The sequence below is a fragment of the Methylosinus sporium genome, from assembly GCF_003113265.1.
GTDB classification, from domain to species: domain Bacteria; phylum Pseudomonadota; class Alphaproteobacteria; order Rhizobiales; family Beijerinckiaceae; genus Methylosinus; species Methylosinus sporium.
Map to the genome: position 1 here is coordinate 31,443 of NZ_PUIV01000006.1, position 21,337 is coordinate 52,779.

The window sequence follows — 21,337 nt, forward strand, 5'->3', positions numbered from 1 at the left end:
TCACCACCCCAAGAATTGGTTTTGCGAGTTCGCCGGGTCCGAGAAGTCGAGCGACGGCGCGCCGCCGGCCGACACGACGACTTGGATCACGATCGGGTCGCCGCTTTCCTGGCCTGCCGAATTGATCGCCCGCGCGCCGAACGAATATTCGGTTCCATCGACGATTGTGGGTGTCGATGAATCGTAAGGACTCACCGTGACGACGCCGCCGAAACTCGACGTCAGTTCCGCCCATGTCGTGTAGTGGCCGAGCCGATATTTGATCCGCACGCCTGTTCCGACCGGCTGCGCGTCCAATGAGAATGTATATTCCCACGTCGTCGCGCTGATCTGCGCGACCGCGAATGCGGTCACATGCATCGGGACGGGATCAGTCGCGGCGACCGTGTGAGTCGTCGTCGCCGAATAGGCGGACGTGCCTCCCGTCCCGATCGCGCGCGCCCGGAGCTCCACGATGTCGCCGCTGGCATATGTCGATATCACCGCCGCGCTCGCCCCAGCGCCGAGCGTCTCCGTCGTCCATGATCCGGCGCCCTGTAGGCGATGATCGAGCTCGAAATGATCGACCGTCCCGCCGCCCGCCCCATAGGCGAGCTGCACGTATAGCATCGATGATCCGCTCTGCGGCGCGATCGCCGTAGACCAGACGCTCGCGATAGTCGGCGCCGTGGGCGCGACGTCGTCGTCTGGCGCTGTCTCGATATCGTCGCCGACCGCGCCATTCCAATCCGGGACTACAGCGCTGTTCGCGAGCTCGAAAATCTGAGGCGCATAGTCCACCAAAGTGAGGTGGCGTTGCAGCCCGTCGCCGTTTTCGATTTCCTTGACCACGGCGTCAATGACGACCTCATCGGCAGGCCCGAAACTGGCGAGGTCGCCGGCCTCGGGAAGGGCGCCGTCGCCCTCGAGAATGAGCGCATTCGTCTCGCCCGCTACGGTGACGACGGTCCGTTGCAGGCCATCGTCTGGCGCGCTCTCGTCGTCTGGCGTGACGCGGAAAATGACGACGTAAGAGCCGGCCGCCTCCATCGTCACGGTCTCATCGATGATGACGATTCCGGCCTCTTCGTCGACTGTCAAAACGCGCGCCTGCCGCTGCACGGCGTTCAAGACATCGTGGGAAAGCTGGACGCGGTCCAAGCGCTCCGCCGTCAGAACCTCATAGCTCTGCGTTACGCTGTATTCGAAGCGGCGATATTGGATTTCGTAGTGGCGACGCAGCCCCTCGCGATAGACGATCTCGGGGTTTGTCACGCCGGGGAGCGAAAGCTCTTCGATCTCCTCGGGCTCGCAGACGAGGCCGGGGCGCGGAACCATGCGCTCCGCGTCTTCGTGGTTGTTGGTCTGGTCTTTGAACGAAATTCGAAACGCATCCGGCGGTTTGACAAAGACCTGCTTTTGTTCGAACCCGCTCGAATTGCGCGGGCCGATCCACGCGACGACAGGCTTGCCGGGCTCATCGATCGCAACCGAGAATTTTCCGGCTCTTCGGATCGGCTTTGCACGACCGGCGGCGGCGATGTCCGCGAGTATTTCGGTCAGAGATGAAACGAAGTCGTGATAGCGGTCATAGGTGAGACCGAGCGCGGCGCATCGTTCGTGCCAATATTGCAAGCGCTCCAGATCGATTTTCGAGTCCGGGACGCGGCGAACGAATGCGGGGTGTTGCAGCACATATCGGAACAGCGAGGCAGGATTGCGGGTCTCGCGCGTGATCCAGGTCTGTGTCTCGGAATCCCAATCCGGGCAGATAGATTTGACGACGACGTTGAATTCGTCGACTTGCCCGTTGAGCTGTTCCGTCGCGCGGATATCGAGCGCCGCTTGCGCGAGCGGGTAGGGGAAATTGATTGGAACCTCGGGGCGAAAAGTGCGTATCGCTGTCCAGTTCGAAACCGAAATGATTTTCCAGGTGTAAGGTGATTGGTCGATACGATCCCAATCGGTCGATATTCTGGCGTCGCGGAACTCATATCTCCCGCGCGTCGGAGGCGTCCATTCGAATGTCGCAGTGAGCGTGCGTTGCTGCATCCCGGCGATCGTCCAAGGTCCGACCGTCGTCCATGTGTCGCTCGTCTCGAGCCGCGCCTCAACGGCGAACTCGATCGACCAAGCGCCCTGGCTATTGACCGTGGATTCACCCGACTGTTGTTCCGAATATGCGATCAGTCCGCCGGGGAATGTGTGGTCGACCTGAATCTTGCTCGCGGCCGCTGCCGAATAGCGGGAGTCCGGTCCGAACTGCCCGGCATGGCCGCTCGTCAACTCGACGCTGACATTCTCTTCGATGACCTGCGTCGGATAGATCGTGATCGGCGCATCCGAGCTGTAGCCCTCGCGCAGCTCCAGCGTGATTTCCTTGTATTTGTCGATTGGCGTCGAGCCGATGCGCGGACCTTCGAGCGGTGCCGGGCCGTAGGCGATCACATAGCGCGAGACGCCATGGTTTTCGCCATTGACGACCTTGCGATAGGGCAGCGCGCCGTGCGGCGGCGAGACCCGCATTCTGCCGAGGATCATCGGCACCGCGCCGTTTGGGCTGACGGGATTCGACCATCCCGAAATCGCATATGTCGGGCTGTTCGCGGCGCCGCTCGATTTTTGTGAGGGGCGGACCGGAACGAGCGCATTGACGAGGAAACTCGCTCCGGTCATCGCCGCGAACGTCGCGCCGGCGACGATCGCATTCGCGGCGAGCCCAGATATGCCGGCGGTAGCAAGAGCTGGCGTCAGATACCATTGGCCCAGCGCCGTCGCTGCGATCGTCGCCGACAGCAACAGGACTGAGCGGAGCAGGCCAGAATTGCCCGGAATGACGCGGATCACTACCGCGCCCGGCTCGGGGCGGAATGTCTCCCACTCGGCCTGCAGGATCAGACGGCCACCCACGACGACGCGCACCGCGACGCGCTCGGCAATGAGCAGTTCGACCGGCACCATGTCGGCCACGATCTCGGCCACCGTCACGCCCGGCGCGTAGACGCGCTCCTCCCGGCGCTCGTAATCGATCCACGGCATTGCGAGGGCGGTTATTCCGCCGGCCCTGGCCTCTGGGGCCAAAATCACGGGCGCGCGCTCAGACATGCTCGCCGCCCGCGCGGAGCGCCACATGGCGCTGGAAGGCGACGAGCCGATGTTTCCAGACGCCTTCGCGATAATTGATAAGCTCGGCGCCGCGCCCGCGCATCACATGCAGCGCCCGGCCCGTCGCGGTGACGACGCCCACATGGCTGGCTAGCGCGAGACGGTCGCGGAATAGGGCGATGTCATAGGCTCCCTCGCAACCGGGCTCGACAGGCGCCCAAGGCCCGACGTCGCGCGCGCCGGCGACGAGGTCAGCGATTTCCATCGTCTCTTCGGCGGTCGCATAGGACTCGGTGTAGGAGACCAGCGCTATCCCGAGGCATTCCCGATAGACCAAGCGTGCCAGTCCCCAGCAATCGCAGCCGTCGCGATCGGCGCCGCGCGCGCGGAACGGAATGCCGACGTAGGCGTCTGTCCATGCCCGCGCGCTCATTTATGCAGCCCCGGAAAATAGCGCTTGCTCATCCGATGCGCCGGGACGGGCTCATCATAGTTGATCGCCTGCAGATCGAGCGTCAAAGCGCCGCCGCTCCAACTCGCGGATACGACCTCGATTTCATCATGCAGGCTGTCCTCTATGAGGTCCGGCGACGACGCCAACACGATGTCGAAATTGATGATGGGATAGCCGTTCGTCAGCGCGCGGGCCGAGCGCGAAATCGCGCCGTCCAGATCAGTGATGACGAGCTGGCCGCCCGGCGTCCCGCCGTCTGGATCATCCGGCAGGCGATAGGAGCGGATCAGATAGATGTAGTCGGCGCCGTTGCTGCGCGTGCCCATGACATAAGGCTCGAGCGATATCGGCGTCGTCGGGTCGCTGGACAGCCGCACCGGCGCTTCGAGGTCAGGGTGCGTGATCGTCACCAACAGCACGGGAACTTCATCCGTCGCCGCCTGTAACGCCGCGCGCATCGGGAATGACAGAGAGCGCATGTGCTATTCGACCGGGAGGATTTCGAGCTGCATGGCGATCTGATAATCGATGCCCCACGGCTCGATTTTCGGCGCCTGTCCAGGCGCAAAGCGCGCGAGCCATTTCGCCGTGACCAGAATAGGCTCGTCGGAATCGTCGAGAACTGGCTCGCCCGCGTCGTCGAGAACAACGTCTCCATCGGCCAATAGATCGGGCAGGATGAAAGGCAGAGCGCCGCCGCCGATATCTTCGCGCCAGAAGCGCTTGAAGCGGAATACGAGGTAATGCTCGATGACGATCGTCACCGTCACCGGCTCGACAGCCGACGAAAAGGCCCGGCGCATCATGGCCGGGCCGTAATCGGTCGGGACTTCAGAGCGCCCATCGGGGAGCGTGTCGCCGAATCCATCGGTGAGCACGCTGCCCAACAGCTCGTCGGGAAAGACGGGGATTGCCATGGATCAGCGCGGGCGCGCCGGACTGGCACGAAATCCAAAGCGCTCGGATATCGCGCGATCGATGGCCCCGTGCCGGAGAGACTCCTTCAAAAGGTCTCTGAAAGTCTCGCTCACATTGATATGCACGGGCGGCCTGGCGCTCAGATTGTCCAGCCGTTCGGTCAGCTCGGCGACCTGCTTTTCGAGCGCAGTGACGCGCTCCGGGAGATCGGAGTTATTGCTCATTTCCCTGTCCTTTGGTGATGGTTCAGCGGGATTTCGCTTGCCGGAGCGCGCCGTAGCTGGCGCCCATCTCGCGATCGATCACGCCTTGCGCTACGGCCTTCTTCAACATCTTCTTGAAGGTCACCTCGAGGCTCACGCCGCCATCGGAGCGCCTGGTTTCTTTCACCTCGGCCTCGCCGCCCGGCGCATTGATGAAAGACACCTGCGTCGGCGGATGCGAGCCCGAACCGCCGGAGCCGCCCGCGCGCCCAGCAGCCGCGAGCGACTTCGCATAGGCGACGGAATCGCTGTTCGACATCACTTGAGAGCCGCGCGGAAGATTGATGATCTCCGGGCCGCGCTCGCCAACCCAGGTCGGACCGCCGCGCCAGAAGTCGGTTCCGTTCGCGTTCCCCGGCATATAATCCGGCCCCATTCCGCCTTGAGCCATCGTCGGGAGCGAGCCGGAACTCGAGCTGCTGAACAGCGAGCCGATCAGCCCGCCGATACCGCCGCCGGTTGCCCCGGTTCCGACTCCACCGTTGACCGTGACGACGCCCGCCTGGACGTTCATCTGCGCTGTCTGCTGCTGACGACCGAACCCGAGCAAATCGCCGAGCAATCCACCGTTCGCGGAACCCGTCGCCCCGAGCAATGACTCGGTGAGGCGGTTGGCCTGCATATCGATCATGCGGTCCATTGCCGATTGCATCGATTGTTGCAACGCCGCGCCGACATCCTCGCCCTTAGCCAGCGCCTTCAACCCACCGCCGAGCGACCCGCTCAGAGTGCTGCGCGCGAGGTCGAGATTTTCGATGTAGCTTTTCCTCTGGCGCTGAAATTCTTCTTCCTTGCGCATCCGGGCGGCTTCCGCCTCGCCGACCCCGAGGATGGACTTCTTCAACTTTTCGTCGATATCGATACGCTGCGTCGTGAAATAGTTCAGCAACTTTTGGGATTCGATGACGCCCGACAGAGTGGCATTGTCCGCCGTCAAGGCGTTCTGTTGCGCGTCGAGCAACGCATTCTGTTCGCGCAGACTGTTATTCGACGAGTTGATGCGCTTGTCGATTTGCTCTTTGTCGTATGTCTTCAAGTCCTCTTGGACAGCGGCCTCATATTTCGAGCGCGTCCCATTGTCGTTGACCGCGCTGCGGGACACCGTGAGCCGGCGCGCTCCGGGCGTGCCGATGCCATCCCACTCGCCGATTCCGACCTTGGCCGCGCCGTGCCACGGACCCCAGCCGCGCTGTGCCGCGATTTTCAGCGCGTAATCGATCGTCGCGCGCTCATTAGCGGGGTTGCTCGGATCGAGCCCCGTATCCCGGCGGAACTCGTCGCCGATGCCGCCGCCGACATGCAGCTGCATGGAGCCGAAGCTTGTTCCATTGTCGCCGTAGAAGTTCCCCAGCCCTTCGGAGCGAGCGACGCGCAGCGCAGTCTCCGGGTCGATCCCATAGGCTCCGGCGCGATCGCGGATATAACCGGACATGCCGCGCGGGTCGGCGGCCGTCGCATTGGCGGAAGGCCCGAGGCCGTTCTTCCATTCCGAAACGGGCACAAGCCGTCCGAACGTGCCGCCTATCTTCGCCGTCGCCTGTGTCAGGACATCCGCGAATGTCGTCGCGGCCGAGCCCGCCGTGTTCATCGCTGCCGCCATTGGCGTAGCGGCGTCTGAAAAATTCTGCTCCCGGAAGTCGCGCGCGGAATTCAGAATTTGTTGCCGCCCGCGTTCATAGTCAGTCATGCCGGCCATGCCCGCCCGATCGCGGACAGAGCGCGCATAATCCTCCACTTTGCGGGACGTTTCCGCGAGCATCTTCGCCCGCTCGGTCTCCGCAGCCATCGCGGCCTTGATCGCGTCCGGCACCTCAGAGCGCATCACCTCATTCCACGCCCGCTGCCGTGCGATAAACTCGCGCTCCGCATAGGTCCGGGCATTGATCTCCTTGACGGCGAGCGCGCTGTCCTCGCGCATCCTGTCCAGCGATTGACCGCGCTCTTGCTCGGCGCTCTCCAGCCCGCGCAGCGTCCCCTGCAACGCGGATTTCGCGCGCTGCTCCGCTTTGCGCTGCGTCTCGGCCGGGCCGTCGACAACGCGGTCTATCCCGCGTCCGATCTTGTCGAGCCCGTCGAAAAATCCCTTCTTCACGGTCTCCCACCACTTCGCAATTCGCGAAGTCGGGTCCTCCATTTCGGCGAGGCGTTGGTTCAAGATGGCGACGAGCCTCGAGCTCGCTTCCGACTTGTTCCCCAGCGCCGCGATCTCGGAAATCTGGCGCTGTTCCGCGAAGGTGACGAGCCCATACTGTTTCGCCAGCGTCTCGGCGCCCTTGGCGGGGTCCGCGAGCGCTTTGGATAGCGTCTGTCCCGCCGCTTCGAGGTCGACGCCAAAGCGCCGCGAGAAATCGACCGAAGCGCCGACACCGCCCTCTATGTTCGATCCGCTCACCCCTGCGTTGAGCATCTGCCCCGCGACGCCGCGTGCCGACGAAGCCGATATTCCGGCCCGGTCCGCCGCAGACTGCGAAAGCGACATGACGCCATTGACGGTCTGCCCGCTCGCGCGACCGAGCCCGTTGAGCGCGATCGTCGTCGCTGCGATCTCGTCTCGCCAGCGTATGAATGAATAGGTGGCGCCGGCGACAACCGCCACACCGATCGTCAGCGGATTGGTGAGAAAGCGCGTCGTCGCTAGCGCGAAGTCTTTCAGCGCCGACACCGCGCCGCCTTTCGACGACGAGAAAATATCGTAGATCTGTGCGCCCTGCGTCGCCAGAACCTGCGTCGGCGAGGAACCGCTCGCGAGCATGGTCCCAACGTCTTGCATCTGGCGGGATAGATTCGTCCATTCATGGCGCGCGAGCCCGGCGGACTTGCCGTTGTCGTTGACGGCCTTGGAAAGCTCGGCCTGCTGTCTCGTCACCCCGGCGAGTGCGCGCTCATAAGCGAGCGTCCCGCCGAGGCCGGCGTCATAGGCGCGGTTGAGCGCCGCCTGATCCTTTGCGAGCTGTTGGACTGCGCGATACTCTGAGTCATAGCGCTTCGCGATGCGATCGGCCGCCGCCGAGCTGCGCTCACGCACCTTTTCCAGCTTGTCCGATGATACCGTCGCGCGCTCTTCGGCGCCGACAAGCTTCTCGAGAGCAGCGGTCGCACGGTCCGCGCTGTCCGAACCGCGGACATCGATATCGATCCGGGTGACGACATTTTCGGCCATCAATCCCTCCTGGCACGCTCTTTCAGCCCGGCGAACAGCGCTTTCAGCCCGGCTGTGTCATTGATAGGCACGATATCAGGCGCTGATTCATTGCCGCTTGGCTTCGTCTTATTGAGGATCGGCAATACGACGCGATCGATGCGGCGCAACAGCGTGAATTCGAACGCTGTCAGTTCGATGCGCATCCCGCGCGCCCATGCTGCGATCTCGCTCGGCGGGAGGGGAAGCGCTGAAAATCCGTTGCTCCCCCGCGAGAACGATAGATCAGAGAACCATTCCCAGACATGGGCGAGCTGATAAGGCGGAGCGCCATAGATCGGCGCGCCAGCCTTCGCGGAATATGCCGCCCGAGCGAACTCGAGCAGCTCTTCCGCTAGACCTTCAAAAAATTCGCGCGGTCCTCGATGAATTCCGCGACCTGGACGCGAAGCCACGGGAACCGCGTGTAGAGCTTCTTCGCCGCCGCGGCCGAGAACTCGACATCGGCGCCGTCCAGCGCAACGCCGCGCCAGCCGATCGTCCGCGACGCCAAGCGGTCGATCTCGTCGGCCTCGATCTGTTCGGCGCTCACCTTCGCCGGCCGACCGGGCTGGATTTTCGCGAGCCGGCGATTGCGCGCGCCGAGGTCATATTTCCGGGCCACGTCGCTGTCGTCGCCGACGAGGTTGATCGCCATCGTCGTGTCTTTGTCGGCCATGATGGCGACGCCAGTCGTCGGGTGCGTGACATCCATCCAAGCGCCGGCCGACGCCGCCGCAACGGTATCGAGTTCGGAAAGGTCGAAACCCATTGCTCACTTCTCCTTTTGCTATTCGCGCCACGATCAGGTCGCGGCGACTTCGATGATGTCGGAGTTGATCCCGACGTTGAACGTGCGCTTCACGATGTTCGTGGAGTCGCCGACGTTCTTCTCTCGAGACATGAGGGGGCCGGTGAGATAGTTGATCTCTCCATCTCCGCCGACTGTCACGGCATTGTCGAACACGATCTTGATCGGGTAGTTGTATCTGGTCCTCTCCGCCGCGATCGCCGCTTGCTGGCCGAGGTCGGCCGGATCATCGGTACAGACGATCGCCAGCGTGCCAGCGTTGCGCGGACCCTTCACCTTCTTCACGCGGTTATTGCGCAGATTGGTGGCCGTGAGTTCCTGCGCCGTGTCGCCGTAGGAGCCGAGGCTTTCGACGCTGCCGATCTCGGTCCAGGTGAGCGCCGTATAAGCGGCGGCGTCTGCGGGCGCCGTTGTGACGGCCGGCGCGATATAAACCCGCGCGCCTTCGGGGCTGTAAGGTTCGGTCATGATGCTTCCTTTCAGACGACGGTGAATTCGTATCGGTAAGGCACGATGACAGAGCGCCGATAATTCGATCCGTCATCGAACCCGTCGCCAACAGAGGCGACATCGCAGACGACGCCTCCTATCGTCTCGCGGCTCAAAAGCGCGGCGATTTCCTCGGCCCATTGCCGCGACTTCGCGCCGCCGATTCCGATCTCGACGGCGATTACGACGCGGATCGACCCGGTTTCGCGGCTGCGCTGGCGGAGCGCTGCTTTCTTCGTGCGCGACACCGGATAGGTGACGAGCAGCCAAGGCGAGCCGTCTCCGGGAAGCGTCAAATCTTCATTCGGACGCATGATCGCGCAGCGCGTCCAGTTCGCGACAAAATGGTCATAGATCGCCGTTTCGACGTCAGGATGCGCCATCTACCTCGGCCTTACGACGATCGCGGGATTGCGGCTTTCGCGCTCTGCGGCGCGCTCGGATTTCGCGCGAGACGCCGGGACGTAGAGCGCCACATAGGTGAATTTGATGTTGGCGATGTTGCCGAAGCGACGGCGCGCCGAGTCGGCGACAACTTCGAAAACGCCATCCGGCGCCTGATCGGAAAGCCCGCGCTCTATCTTGCGCGAGTATGGACGCGTATTCACGAATTTGTATTCGTCAGCAGCCGGCGCTTTCTCGCCAGCGTCCACATCGACCTCGACGCCATCCGCAAGCATGACGTGCGAGTCACGATAGCGGCCGGTGAGAACTGGAGAATTCAGGACAAGCTGCTCGCCGATCCATTCCAGCACAGGGCCGACAAGCTGGAATTCGAAGACGATCTTGCCGTGTTCCGGGTTCACGCTTTCCAGCGGCGCGCCGATCTTCCCGTCAACAATCGTCGTGTGCTGCGGCGCCTCTCCGAACACGCGCGCATTCGACGCCTGGACATCGGAAAGGATGCGTCTCGCCTCCGCAGCCGCGAATTTCTGGCGCGCCTGAGGAGATAGGTTCTTGTCGACGATCAGCTTGATGTCTCGGCCGAACGTCGAGATACGCGCCATGAAAATTCAGGCCGAGCGGCCCAAGATCGCGATTTGGAATTTGTTCTGAGCGCCCGACGAATTCGCAACGCGGAGAATATCTCCGGTCGATGCCGTCACCGTCGCGAGGCCAGCCGCGCCAGGCGCTACCATCATGAAAATTCCGCCGGGGCTGATCGGGGGGAGCGCCGCCGAAAAGCCAGGGACGAAATTCGAGCCGCCGCCCGGCGTCAGATCGGTTGTGTTCGCCGTACCGTCGCGCTGCTTGTTCACGATCATGATGGCGACGAGCTCGGCAATCGTGACGGCCGCCCCATAGGCGTCGGTCAGCACGCCGGCGAGGTCGATGTCGTCATTCGCCGCGCTCGCGACCGTGCGCTCGGCCGCATAGCCGAGGTCGAATTGGCCCGCGCCGGTGCCGTTGACGAGGCTCACGATTTGGTCGAACGCGGCCGACCACGAAGGCGCAGCGCCGAGAACCGCCGTTCGGGTCTGGCTGAACGAAAGCGCGGCGCGGAGTTGTGCGGTGACAGACATTGCAGATTCCTTCTATTTGATCGTCATTTCGATTCTGACGAGTTCCCCGCCGATGCGCGGTGCTGCCCATGCGGCTTGCACGATGCGAGCCCTGCCTTGCACGATGAAGCGATCGCCGCGGCGCGGGATGCGCGGATCATCCGCCGTCTGCGTCGCCAACGTGACGAGGTCCGGCCATCCCGCCGCGTCGATTTCAGTCGACGACATGATGACCTTGGAAAATCCAGCCTGGAGCCCGCCGTTGCTCTGCCCGATCTCGACGGCGTTGTAGTCTCGCACGGCGGCCTGCACGTCGACGGAGCGGGTTTCCCCGCTGGGGAGCAAGCGCTCGAGGCGGCAGGGCTCGCCGACAAGCGCGAGAACACGATCGAGCGTCGCTCGCTCGCTGGCCGCGGTCGTCACGGCGAACACTCACACCGTCCAATAGCGGTAAGGATCGAGCATGGCGCTCGCCGGACCGGATATCGCAGATGATGTCCCGCCAGCGGCAGAATTCACCCAGTAGCCCCATTCTGTTTCGGAGAGCCCGTCGGTTTTCTGGCGAAGAGATTTCAGCGAGGGGTCGCGGCTATCCGCCGACGCTTGCTCGCGCAGCACGGTGACCGCCGCGCGCTTCAACGCGCCGGGAATTTCGACAAATCCAGCCGTGTAGGAGACGACAGTCGTTCCTTGGGGCCAATCGACGAAGGAAGAGCCGCACAGCCGACGCAGAAGCCCAGCCCCACGATCGATCTCGTAATCGCTCGCCTCGAGCGCGGTTCCGTCCACTGTGATGGAGCTAATCGCGCCGATGAATCGCCGCACCAGGATCAAAGACGCCGGCTTCGCATTTCCATCGCACCTGACGATGCGCTCGGTTTGAACGATCGTCTCGCGCAACAGCGTCGGGATAGCGATTCCATCGCCGGGAACGCGGCATTCGTCGGAAATGATATCAGAGATTTGCAGTCCAAAATTTGCAAGAGCTACATCTTGGTCAGTGCCAGAGATTCCGAGCGCGCCCTTGATTTCGTCGAGCGTCAAGAGCGCGCGATCGGCTGCCGGAACGGTGACGGTGAAAGACATAGATCAGGACAGCCGATAGAGCGTCCAGGCGCCGGCGGCCGTGCGCCGAGCCCGGAAGCGGCCAGAGGAATTCAGCGAGCCGGCAGCGCTGTAAGCTGGGATGTCCATGCTTCCGACGAGCGTCCAGCCCGTGTTCGTCGTGAGGCTCGCATCCTCGGCATCGACGGTCGAAATATTGATGACCGAGAAGTCGAAAGAGGAGTTCGCGCCGAACGCCGGGAGCGCGGTATCCATCGCGGTCGCGAGCGGCAGTTGCAGCGCGGAAGCGGCGCCGGCGGCCTGATTGACGGTGATGATTCCCGCCAATATCTCCGCGGCGGTCAGCGTCGCCGAGACCGTCTTGGCTGTCGGCGCGCCCTGGACGATCGCATAGACGCCGGCATTTTCGATGAGGCCGCCGCTTTCGATCGTGATCTTTCCGCCCGAGGCGACGACCAGCTCGTCACCACCTTGCTTGTCATAGACTTTCGGCTGGTATGTCGCGTCGACCATGGTCGTTTCCTCTCAGATTTCAGTACCAGCCGACGACGGTCGCCGTCGTGTTGGTCGCGAGAATTCGGACGCCACGGAAGGGTAAAATTTGCCCCGCCGTGAGCGGATAGGTGATGTCGGTTCCGGCTTCGTCGCGGATGACCGCATCGCCGGCGACCGTGCAATAGATCGCACGGGGCTTGATGGCGAGGTCAGCAGAGTCCGATGGCGAGATCGCGAAGTGTCGCGTCGCAACGTCGGACAGGCCAGGCGCGAAAGTCGAGAAATTATCAGCCATCTTCGGCCCTCAGATCATTGCGGCGAGCGCGGCGTCCGCCTCGTCTTTCGTCATCGCGTCATGCGTGTAACGCTCATCGCCGATGAAGATATCGTATTTGCCGCGCCCGATATGGCGAACGGAAAACTCGGCGGCGTCTGTGGCGGCGGGGGCCTCCTCAGAGCCGCTGTTTTCCTGCTCTGTGGCGGCGGGGGCCTCTGCGGCCGGCGGCTCTATGGGGGCGATCGGCTGCGGCTTCGGAGCCTCGACATAGCCGGCCGCCTCGAGACCATCGAAGACGCTATCGGCGATCTCTCGCGTCGAGCCTGCCGCCAATTCCTCGACGTGGATTCCATCGTGCGCGTAGGGAAACGATTTCTTTATGAAGGCGAGCATGCGTCAATCTCCAAAATCGCGCCCCGGCAGAGCCCGCCGGGGCGCTTATTGCGGCGCCGCCGATCAGGCCGGGGGATTGGACGTGGGAGCCGAGCGCGGATGGCCCAGCAACCACAGGCCCGCGATGAAGATGTTGCCCGCACCGTTGCCGGCCGGCGTGATGGTCACGCGGCAGTAGCGCTTTGGACCGACGTAGCCAATCTTGCGAACCTCGTTGTCGTCGTCGAACTGAAAGCTCGCCAGCGCCTCGGTCCCCAGAAGGAACTTATCGTCGACGGCCGCAGCGTCCGAGAGGTTCGCCGCGTTGCCATCCTCGAAAAGGACCGTGAACGTCGCATCGGCGTCCGTGTTCGCGCCGATCGCGATCAGGAATTCCACCGCCTCATAGCCGGCCGTGTCGATGATCTGCGACACATAGGCCGTATTGTCCGTGCCGGCCGCGACGGGAGAGAGCCCGCGCGCGACGTGGATGTTGTTGTGGAGGTCTTTCGACGCCATGGTCGGCGCTCCTCATGTAGGAAATGGGGAAAGCGGCGGCGCGCGATGCGCCGCCGAATGGATTACGCCGCGATCTTCAGCTTGCGGATCGCTTCCGGCAGCACGACCTGCCCGCCCTGGCGCCGGCGGAAGATGAAGCGCACATTGCCGCCCGTCGCCTGCGTGTAGGGGTCGCGCAGGAACTCCATGGAGATTCGGTCGACAAGCGTGTACGCGCGGCGCCAATCGCCGAAGACGACGGGATAGGCGTTCGCGGCAATGTCGGGCATGTCGGGAAGCTCGACATAGGGCGCGCCGTTGATCGAATTCGGAACGCCGTTCGCGAGGCCGGGAGACCATAGATACTGGCCGTCGCCGTCCTTCAGCTTGCGAATGGCGCCGATCGTCGAGCGGTTCATGCCCCAGGTCGCGGCGCGCGCATAGGCGGTCTTGATGCCGTAGAAGAGGCTCAGAACGCCGTCCGCGGTGATAGCCGCCGCGGAGCCGCTGTTGGTTTCGGCGACGCTTCCATGCACCAGGACGCCCTGCGACTTCCCGACGCCGGAACCGGAGATCACCGCCGCGCCTTCCGCGACCGCGAACTGTTCCTCCGCTTCCATGCGAAGCTCGGACTCCATATCGAAGGCCGAATCCTCGAGCATCTGATTGGAGATATCGATCAGCGCGAAGATTTCGTGCGCCGGGATTTCCTCTAGGCCATAGGCAAGCCCAGTCGTCTCCGACTTCGTGCCCTGTTCCGCCACCCACTGCGCCGCGAACTGGCCCGTGCGCTTCGGAATCTGAATCGACTTCGCGGCCGTGGTGCGGACGCGCACCAACGCACGAACCGGGCTCTGCTCGGTCACGCCCTTGATGATCTCGCGGACGTATTCGAGCGGCGCCAGATAGCCGCCGGCCGTGTCGCTCGACACGTTGAGCGACTTGTATTCGGCGATGGCGTCCTCGATAGACTTGCGCTGTTCGGCGCCCAGGTTCGGAATGCCGAGCGTGTGAGCGGAGACGACAGAGCGGAGCCAATCATTGGCGCGCTGCTTGACCTCGCCGGGGGAGCCGCCGCCGCGCGCCGCGCCGGGAATGCGCGCCATCGCGACTTCGATACGGTCGGCAGCTTCGCGGGCGGCCTTCGCCTGGCCCTCGGCGAGAGTCAGCTTCTGATTCAGGCCTTCGAAATCGCCGAGCCGCTTTTCGATCTTGCCCAGCTTCTCATCGAGCAGCGGATCGGCCGAGCCTTTCTTTTCGATCTCGGCGAGGCGAGCGTCATTCGCCGCCTTGAACTGTTCGAACGCGGTCATGACGGGGTTCACCGCCTTGTCGACGGCAGACTTGATCTCTTCGGGTTCCATGATCGGTTTCCTATTTCGCGATGACGGATGCGAGCGCGGCGAAGCGCGCGCGGATGTGTTTGCCGATTTCGTCCTCATCCCGAGGTTCCGGTTGCGCCTTGAAGCCGCGAATGGCGATGGATTTCGCAGCGGCGCGCGAGAACCCTGCATCCCGCAGGAAATCCTCGAAGTCGCGAATGGTCTTGATCTCATCGGCGAGCGTCGCATCGACGCCGGCGGATTTGATGTAATAGGCCTTGCTCAGAGGATTGGACGGGTCATCGACGATGGAGACCTCGCCAAGGTGAACCGTCTTCAGATAGCGGCGCGGCTCGCCGGCGCGCCCAGACCCCATCTTCGAACCGCCGGGCGCGACCTGATATCCAATCGACAGACCGCCGAGAACGTCATCCTTCAGCAGCCCATAGATTTCCTTGCCGCTTTCGAGGTCCATGTTCGAGAGCTGGCCCGCGACGGCGAGACCGTTCTTGTCCTCCGCCATCGCCAGCCATTTACCGATCGGCGACGGCCCCCATTTCGCCTTTCCGTGCATGACGCGCATCGGCGGGAGCCGCCGCCCGGAGCGTTCGCGCTCGAGCAGCGACTTCGCGAAAGCGCCGGGCTCGATTACGTCGCCATGGGAATCCATGTTCCCGAACACGGCGCCGTAGCCTTCGAAATAGCCGGGGGGCTTGTCGGCAGCGTCGAATTTGAGCTCCAGAGGGACCGCAATGCAGCCGAGTTCCATGTCAATCGATCCTCGGTTTCCAGTTTTCGTCGATCTCTTCGAAAATTTCCAGTCCAAAGCGCAGCGCGCCGCGGAAGGGCTCGACCTTGGAAAGATCGACGCCCGCGCCGTCGTATGTGATGGTGACGTGCGGCTGGAATTCCGGCCAATCCGACGACGCGCCGGCTTCCGTGATTTCGTGGTTGCGCCTGGACAGCGCCCATGATGCGAACTTCAGAACGATCGCGCCTTGCGGACCGAGCGGCTCGACGACGCGGGGGCCGCCGGGCGTGATGACGAGCCCGCCGTCATTCTTCGGGTCGCAGATAATGCAATCGTCTCCGACGAGGCTCCAATCGAGACGCTTGCGGCTGTAGGCGATGGTGACATGCAGATCGCTCTCTGCGAGCGTCGTCTTGAAGCCTTGCGATTTCGCCCACGCGAGAAACTCTCCGGCGTTGAGCAGGCGACGCGACACATAGAGCGTGCGCGGCTCCATCGATTTTTGCTCGGACGGCGGGGGCTCCGGCGGTCGAGCGGCCGTCGTAGTGGCGGGGCGCGCCTCTCCGGCCGGGGCCATCGTAAGCGGCTCCAAAAGACGCCCAGCATTCTCATTCTCGGGCCGCGGATTCCAACCGTCGTCGTCGCGGACCTCATTCCTATCGAGCCATCCCGGATTCGAGTTCGTTCCGAGCGCGGCCTGATAGTATTTCGTTCGCGCCTCGAGGGACCCGCGCGTCAATTCCGTCGTGTCGATGCGGACGTGGTAGCCTTCGCGCCGCTCGTCTTTCGTCAGCAGCTGCGTATTGATCGCCGAGCGAAGCGCCTTGATCCATCGTTGCAGCGTGTAGCGGACATGGGCGTCGAAAAACGCCTCTGCGCTTGCGAATGTCGGCGACTGGTCGCCAGCATGTCCTACCATGATCGGAAAGACGCCGAGCACGCGGCAGATTTCTTCGATCTGGTGTTTCCGCGTCTCGAGGTGCTGATTATCGACACCCGTCGCAGCAAGCGGCGTCCACTTCAGGGCGCCGGATGAAACGAACGTCTTGAACGCATTCGAAAGGCCAGTCTGCATTTGCGCCCAGCCGGACTGAAGCTTGGAAAGCTGTTCGCTGGTCAGGCGCACCTTTTCATCCGCCGGCGCCAAAATGCCGCCGGTTCGCGCGCCATTCGAATGGAGCCGCGCCTGTGACTCTTCCGTCGCTCTGGCGAGCCCGATTGCCTCTCGCCCGATAACCGCAGGGTCGAGGCCCTTATAGGCGCGCCAGCCCGGCCCGCTGAGGTGGAAAACCTCTTCCGCGCCGACCGTAGCGAAGACTCCATTCTCAAACGTCAGATCGAAGCGCTTGCGCATGAAGCGCGTCTCTATGTCGATCGTCGTGCTTTCCGGGCGGATCGGGATAAGCTCTCTCGTCTCGCCATTGACGACGACGCGATAGGAGACGCTGTTTCCCGTCGCCGCAGCGTGCAGCAAGATCGTCGTGAAGAACTGAAACGCATCCTGCAATTCGCTGGCGCGGTGCAACAGCAGATCATAAAGCGGATGGTCGACCGCCGGCTCCGATCCTTTGCCGCTCGGGAGGTCGCGATAGATTTCGACGGGCAGTTGCGCAATTCCATCGGCAATCACCATGACGCCACGGAAAAACGCGGGGACCTGCAACGCAGTGACAGACGAAACATCCGTCCCCGCCTTCGTCGGGATTCCCCAGCCGCCATTGACGGCGGCCCAAAGCTCTGGGGATATGTCGACGGACTTTTGTTCTTCAGCCGCGACAACAGAGATCGGAGACGAGTGCGAGCCTCGCCCGAATATGCGCTCGAAAAAGCTCATCCGGCCTCACACAACCGCGAATTCGTCGAAACCTCCGGATGGAGCTTCCGGGTTCAAGCTCATAAGGCGAATAGCGTCGAACATCGCCATGATAGGATCGATTTTCGCATAGCCAGCGGCCTGTTTATAAATCATCTGCGCGCTACCCTTCAGTTCGGCTTTTGCGTTACCGAGAGCCCACGCCATGATCCGTTGATCTGCGGGGATGAACCGGCCAGACAACAGCTCCAATTCACATGTTCCTATTGCACCCTGGAGTAAGAAACCCTGGCTGACGGACTGAACCTGTAGAGGTCCGTCGCTGTCAGTCATTTCGGAAAGCTCCAGAGCATCGGAGATTGATGCAACGACTTTGCCCGCGGGGTCGGCTCCAACGCCGCCAAGAAGGCCTGCATCATAAATTTTTTTGATGATCGCGACCGCGCCTTCGACCCCTGCGCCCGGCTGCGTAAAAATCGTAAGATCGCCATCTTCGACGAAATCGCTCAACTGCGGCTCGAGAGAGAGTCGGCGTTCTACAACGCCGCGCCCCTGTACGGGGTCGCTAAACGCCCACGAATGCCCCCATCCAAACCATTTTCGGCGTCTAACATCCTGTGAGTCGCACCGCTGTCGACCAATGACATAGATGCTCAATAGGTCATCCGCGCCGCCGCCATCTATTCCAACGACGACAACCTCGCATCGCGACAAGATTTTTTCGAGCGTCAACGCTTTTTCTGCCGCGTCGGGCCAGAATTCAGCGCCCACCCAACTATCCGCTCCGAGCGCGATTCCGATTTCGATATTCAGGTGCTGCGACGCCCACCGGCGGACGTCCGCCTCGCCCTTATGCTTCTCCGCCCGGAACTGTTCCTCCAGGACGTCGCGGGAAACTGCGGACCCGAGGCTCGGCATAACGCGGCGCCAGAGTTCCGGGTTTTCCCACGGCCTATTGCGATCTTCCTGGATATGCTTCGGGAACTCATAGATGATCGGTAGGTAGCTCGGATCGGTTATGACGCCATCGCGGACTTCTCGCGCATATTTCAGTTCTTTTGCGAATATGCCGGCGGGCGGAGCCTCTGACTGCGTAGTGATCAGCCATACGAAGCTCTCGGGGAATGCGATTCTCGCTCCCCTGATTTGTCCGATGACGCGATCAGCGGCAGCGACTGAGCCCAGAACATGCAGCTCGTCGACAAGGCACCCGGCGAATTTTCCGCCCGTCGCGACTTTCGTATCGAAGCTCGTGACCTCGAGATAGGCGCCGGTGAGCCGATGCTCGATCAGCTTCAGATGGTCCGTCGTCTTCAGGAACTTTTTGAATTTCGGCTCGGCCTCGATCATGCCAGCGGCAGAGTCATACGCTTCGCCGGAAATTTTCTGTGTCGCTCCAAGAATGCCAAAGCGCGCATTCGGGCGCTTGTTCATCAAGAGCGCCGTCAGCATCGTTCCGCCGGAGAGGGTCGTTTTTCCTTGCTTCTTTGGCAGGATCATATGCACCGTCGCGATACGGCGGACATTGTTCGCTTTGTTGTATGACCCGAAAAGCGCGCGAACTGCGTCTCGGTACCAGTCTCCGACAACCTCTCCGATCAGCGGTTGACCAATGACCTCGGGGAGCCGCATCCGATCGAACCACCGCGCCGCGCGCGCGGCTTCCCCTTCGTCCAGGTCCATGGCAGGGACAAGCGACCGCCCCTCAATGAGGCGCTGTTCCCAGTCTGGGCATGCCGTCGAGGTTCGTATCATTGCAGCGTCTTATGCGCGCCGCCGAGAGAGGCCGCGATATCGGCCCCCCAGTCTTGATCTTCGACCATGGACGTCGCCTGCGCTGACTCGGACTCTTTCTTCCCGACCTTCTTCGGCTTCGGGGACGCGGGCGCGGGCGCCCGATCGCCGTTGAATTCGTCCTCGACGGCGGCGCGTCCGGTCATTTCCTCGAGCTTCTTTTGAGCGGTCACGTTGCCGCCGCGCGCGCTCTTGAAGAGCAGCGAGATAACCTCGGCCCGCCGTCGCTGAATCCCATTGTCCAACTCGTCGCCGAAATGCTTCCGCAGAGTGTCGGAGTCGCAGCGCAGCACCTTGGCGATAGCCCCTTGCGACATGCCGCCGCTCGTCAGCTCCTCGACCCTCTTGGCCAGCGCCGGGGTCTTGCGGAACGCCGGCCGCCCTCGCTTCCGTGTCGTCAATTTAGCCTCTGTTTTTCGGTCGGTTGCCGGGCGCCGCCCGATTTTCCGGGCTGGGGGAAAAAATCTCCGCGTGAGACCCCAACCGGTGGGAGGCCCTATCGGCCCCGAGATTTTACCCCCCCCACCCCCTATCGAGGGTTATTGCGTATGGAGCAGGTGATGGCCTCGGGGAAGGGCTGCGGAGGGCGCTGTGGGCGTTCTTTTGGTGATGCGTCTTTGCAGAGGGCAGGGCGGAGGTTCGCTTACCGTTGGCGCTCTCTGCGGGCCTGTGCGGTCTTTGTGTTCGAACAGGGGAGGCAGATCGTTTGACCGTTAGCGACGTCGAGCTTTGCGCCGCCGTCTTTGACCTCGATGATGTGGTCGGCTGTGAGGCGGGGGCCTGCGGCCCCGCATTTGACGCAGCGGTGGCCGTCTCTGTCCTTTACAGCCTTAGCCCATGCGTCATGAGCAGCGCTCTGATAGTGAGCTTTGTTCGCGCCGCCTGCGGTATCGATGCGCTTGGCGCGGCTTTGCTGCGCCGGCTTGAGGCGTGGGGGGATAGTGCGGAGCGCCATCGCCTCACTCTGTGTGGCCGGGAAGGTCATCATAGGGGTGTCGAGGGTGGGCTCAACACTGCCCGTGGGATGGAACGAGCGCAGGTTCGTCGGCGGCGTCAAGGTAGGGCCTCGACGTGGTGTCGCCAATCCATTCAGCTTTCGCCGAATGTCCGAGGTCATCCTCGGCCCGACCCGTGTTGCCTTACCCGCAGAGCGGGCGCTCGAATCAGAAACGCCCGGAAGCCGTCTCCGGCCCCGGGCGTGAATCGCGTTGTATAGTTTGTGAATCGAATTGCTCCCGCGTGTCAATCCCCCCCGCGCCAACCTATACGATCAAATTCGTTGGCGAGGCCGCAGAGCGCTTCCCGGAACTCGCTCGCCACTTTTGCGGTTCCGCGCTTTGTGGGCTCTCTGCGGGCCGCCGCAACCTGCGCAAACGACAAGCCGTCGCCGAGGATCATGCGGAGCGTTATCTCCGCCCATTGGCCGATCGCACGGCGCGTTTGTTCCGTGAGGCTCACGACGGCCGCGGCGCGGTCGATCGCCTCCGCAGCTTTCGCGTCTTGCGCGCCCGCCGTGGGGCCGCCGCCCGTCGCTTCGCCGAACGAGGACCCGCCGCCGCCGATCCTGGCCGCTTCGATGATCCGCTGATAGATGCGCCCGGCGCGGTAGGCTGCCGGCGAAATGCGGTGATAGGCGTGCTCGCGCTCGAGCGGGTCACAGGCGGCATTCACGGCGACCTTTTGCCGCCTCAGTTTCTCGCCCATGACGGGGTTCGGGTCCGGCACTGCGCCGACGACGATTTCGACCTTTCCTCGCATCTTCCGCGGGGCGCTCGGAAGCGCCGGGCCCGGATGCGTCGCATTCTCAATTCGGTCGTATCGACCCTCTTTGCGTCTCGGCGCCGTCATGCCAGCCCTCCGAATAAGTCCGATAACGGATTTATCCTTATGCTTCCGCGATGATGCGGTCAAATTCCAGCATACTAGGTAATCTGTGATGGATATTTCCATTGACGTTTATAGCGACAATCGCTAAAAACAAATCATCGAACGAACCGACACGCCCATAAGAAAGAGCCCGCCATGTATGAGATTTGCCGCTTCCTCTCTGCCACCACCCCGAAGGTTCGCAAGGCTCGCAAGCCGGCGGCGAAACGCGCGACGATCGGCGCGAAGGTCCGCGCTCACGGCATGGAAGGTGAGATCATCGGGAAGGACTTCAACGGCTATCCCTGGAAACTCCGCCTCGTTTCCAGCACGGGCGTTGTGACCGAGGGCGGCGCCAATCGCTCGGCTTTCGACGTCATCTAAG

The 21,337-nt window shown here is 62.7% G+C and carries 26 protein-coding genes; 1 reads left to right on the plus strand and 25 read right to left on the minus strand.

The window, feature by feature from the left end:
- From C5689_RS06215 to C5689_RS06335, 25 genes are all read right to left on the minus strand, one after another.
- Positions 1-3,084 (minus strand): host specificity factor TipJ family phage tail protein, encoded by a 3,084-nt coding sequence (locus C5689_RS06215; RefSeq protein WP_146188334.1) that lies wholly within the window; start codon positions 3,082-3,084, stop codon positions 1-3.
- Positions 3,077-3,517 carry an NlpC/P60 family protein gene (locus C5689_RS06220; protein ID WP_108916404.1) on the minus strand — a complete coding sequence of 147 codons (441 nt, stop codon included), beginning with the start codon at positions 3,515-3,517 and terminating at the stop codon, positions 3,077-3,079. Before C5689_RS06220 ends, C5689_RS06215 begins: the two co-directional genes overlap by 8 nt.
- On the minus strand, positions 3,514-4,017 hold the full coding sequence (locus tag C5689_RS06225) for a hypothetical protein (protein ID WP_108916405.1): 504 nt from the start codon (positions 4,015-4,017) through the stop codon (positions 3,514-3,516). The genes C5689_RS06220 and C5689_RS06225 overlap by 4 nt, the downstream gene beginning before the upstream one ends.
- A gap of 3 nt (positions 4,018-4,020) precedes the next feature.
- A complete protein-coding gene (locus C5689_RS06230) occupies positions 4,021-4,455 on the minus strand; it encodes a hypothetical protein (RefSeq protein WP_108916406.1) in 435 nt (144 codons plus the stop codon).
- Between the two features lie 3 nt (positions 4,456-4,458).
- Positions 4,459-4,680, minus strand: a complete 222-nt coding sequence (locus C5689_RS06235) for a hypothetical protein (protein ID WP_108916407.1) — start codon at positions 4,678-4,680, stop codon at positions 4,459-4,461.
- Positions 4,681-4,702: 22 nt separating this feature from the next.
- On the minus strand, positions 4,703-7,879 hold the full coding sequence (locus tag C5689_RS06240) for a phage tail length tape measure family protein (RefSeq protein ID WP_108916408.1): 3,177 nt from the start codon (positions 7,877-7,879) through the stop codon (positions 4,703-4,705).
- Entirely contained in the window at positions 7,879-8,313 is a 435-nt protein-coding gene (locus C5689_RS19080; RefSeq protein ID WP_210252729.1) for a phage tail assembly chaperone, read from the minus strand. The genes C5689_RS06240 and C5689_RS19080 overlap by 1 nt, the downstream gene beginning before the upstream one ends.
- On the minus strand, positions 8,253-8,669 hold the full coding sequence (locus C5689_RS06250) for a hypothetical protein (protein ID WP_146188335.1): 417 nt from the start codon (positions 8,667-8,669) through the stop codon (positions 8,253-8,255). The genes C5689_RS19080 and C5689_RS06250 overlap by 61 nt, the downstream gene beginning before the upstream one ends.
- Positions 8,670-8,702: 33 nt before the next feature.
- Positions 8,703-9,176, minus strand: coding sequence for an iron ABC transporter substrate-binding protein (locus C5689_RS06255; protein WP_108916411.1), 474 nt, complete (start codon positions 9,174-9,176; stop codon positions 8,703-8,705).
- A gap of 11 nt (positions 9,177-9,187) precedes the next feature.
- Positions 9,188-9,580, minus strand: coding sequence for a phage tail terminator-like protein (locus C5689_RS06260; RefSeq protein WP_108916412.1), 393 nt, complete (start codon positions 9,578-9,580; stop codon positions 9,188-9,190).
- The gene (locus C5689_RS06265; RefSeq protein WP_108916413.1) at positions 9,581-10,204 is read right to left on the minus strand and encodes a hypothetical protein; all 624 of its coding nucleotides are present in this window, start codon (positions 10,202-10,204) and stop codon (positions 9,581-9,583) included. It lies immediately after the preceding gene.
- Positions 10,205-10,210: 6 nt separating this feature from the next.
- Positions 10,211-10,720 (minus strand): hypothetical protein, encoded by a 510-nt coding sequence (locus C5689_RS06270; RefSeq protein WP_108916414.1) that lies wholly within the window; start codon positions 10,718-10,720, stop codon positions 10,211-10,213.
- Positions 10,721-10,732: 12 nt separating this feature from the next.
- Complete coding sequence (locus tag C5689_RS06275; protein WP_108916415.1) at positions 10,733-11,131, minus strand: hypothetical protein; 399 nt, start codon at positions 11,129-11,131, stop codon at positions 10,733-10,735.
- The gene (locus C5689_RS06280; protein WP_108916416.1) at positions 11,132-11,785 is read right to left on the minus strand and encodes a hypothetical protein; all 654 of its coding nucleotides are present in this window, start codon (positions 11,783-11,785) and stop codon (positions 11,132-11,134) included.
- A gap of 3 nt (positions 11,786-11,788) precedes the next feature.
- Positions 11,789-12,277, minus strand: coding sequence for a hypothetical protein (locus C5689_RS06285; RefSeq protein ID WP_108916417.1), 489 nt, complete (start codon positions 12,275-12,277; stop codon positions 11,789-11,791).
- Between the two features lie 19 nt (positions 12,278-12,296).
- On the minus strand, positions 12,297-12,554 hold the full coding sequence (locus C5689_RS06290; RefSeq protein ID WP_108916418.1) for a spike base protein, RCAP_Rcc01079 family: 258 nt from the start codon (positions 12,552-12,554) through the stop codon (positions 12,297-12,299).
- Positions 12,555-12,563: 9 nt separating this feature from the next.
- The gene (locus C5689_RS06295) at positions 12,564-12,929 is read right to left on the minus strand and encodes a hypothetical protein (protein ID WP_108916419.1); all 366 of its coding nucleotides are present in this window, start codon (positions 12,927-12,929) and stop codon (positions 12,564-12,566) included.
- 63 nt (positions 12,930-12,992) lie between these two features.
- Positions 12,993-13,427, minus strand: coding sequence for a hypothetical protein (locus tag C5689_RS06300; protein ID WP_108916420.1), 435 nt, complete (start codon positions 13,425-13,427; stop codon positions 12,993-12,995).
- A gap of 62 nt (positions 13,428-13,489) precedes the next feature.
- The gene (locus C5689_RS06305) at positions 13,490-14,770 is read right to left on the minus strand and encodes a phage major capsid protein (protein ID WP_108916421.1); all 1,281 of its coding nucleotides are present in this window, start codon (positions 14,768-14,770) and stop codon (positions 13,490-13,492) included.
- Between the two features lie 10 nt (positions 14,771-14,780).
- On the minus strand, positions 14,781-15,497 hold the full coding sequence (locus tag C5689_RS06310) for an HK97 family phage prohead protease (protein WP_108916422.1): 717 nt from the start codon (positions 15,495-15,497) through the stop codon (positions 14,781-14,783).
- 1 nt (position 15,498) lies between these two features.
- On the minus strand, positions 15,499-17,313 hold the full coding sequence (locus C5689_RS06315) for a phage portal protein (protein ID WP_108916423.1): 1,815 nt from the start codon (positions 17,311-17,313) through the stop codon (positions 15,499-15,501).
- A 6-nt stretch (positions 17,314-17,319) separates the two neighbouring features.
- The gene (locus C5689_RS06320; protein WP_158271771.1) at positions 17,320-18,975 is read right to left on the minus strand and encodes a terminase large subunit domain-containing protein; all 1,656 of its coding nucleotides are present in this window, start codon (positions 18,973-18,975) and stop codon (positions 17,320-17,322) included.
- A gap of 68 nt (positions 18,976-19,043) precedes the next feature.
- Positions 19,044-19,487: a hypothetical protein gene (locus C5689_RS06325; RefSeq protein WP_146188336.1), complete on the minus strand. Its 444-nt coding sequence runs from the start codon at positions 19,485-19,487 to the stop codon at positions 19,044-19,046.
- A gap of 242 nt (positions 19,488-19,729) precedes the next feature.
- On the minus strand, positions 19,730-20,203 hold the full coding sequence (locus tag C5689_RS19085) for an HNH endonuclease (protein ID WP_108916426.1): 474 nt from the start codon (positions 20,201-20,203) through the stop codon (positions 19,730-19,732).
- Between the two features lie 125 nt (positions 20,204-20,328).
- The gene (locus C5689_RS06335) at positions 20,329-20,790 is read right to left on the minus strand and encodes a hypothetical protein (protein WP_158271773.1); all 462 of its coding nucleotides are present in this window, start codon (positions 20,788-20,790) and stop codon (positions 20,329-20,331) included.
- Positions 20,791-21,108: 318 nt separating this feature from the next.
- Between C5689_RS06335 and C5689_RS06340 the strand changes: the two genes are divergently transcribed.
- Entirely contained in the window at positions 21,109-21,336 is a 228-nt protein-coding gene (locus tag C5689_RS06340; protein WP_108916428.1) for a hypothetical protein, read from the plus strand.
- Position 21,337 lies beyond the last annotated feature (1 nt).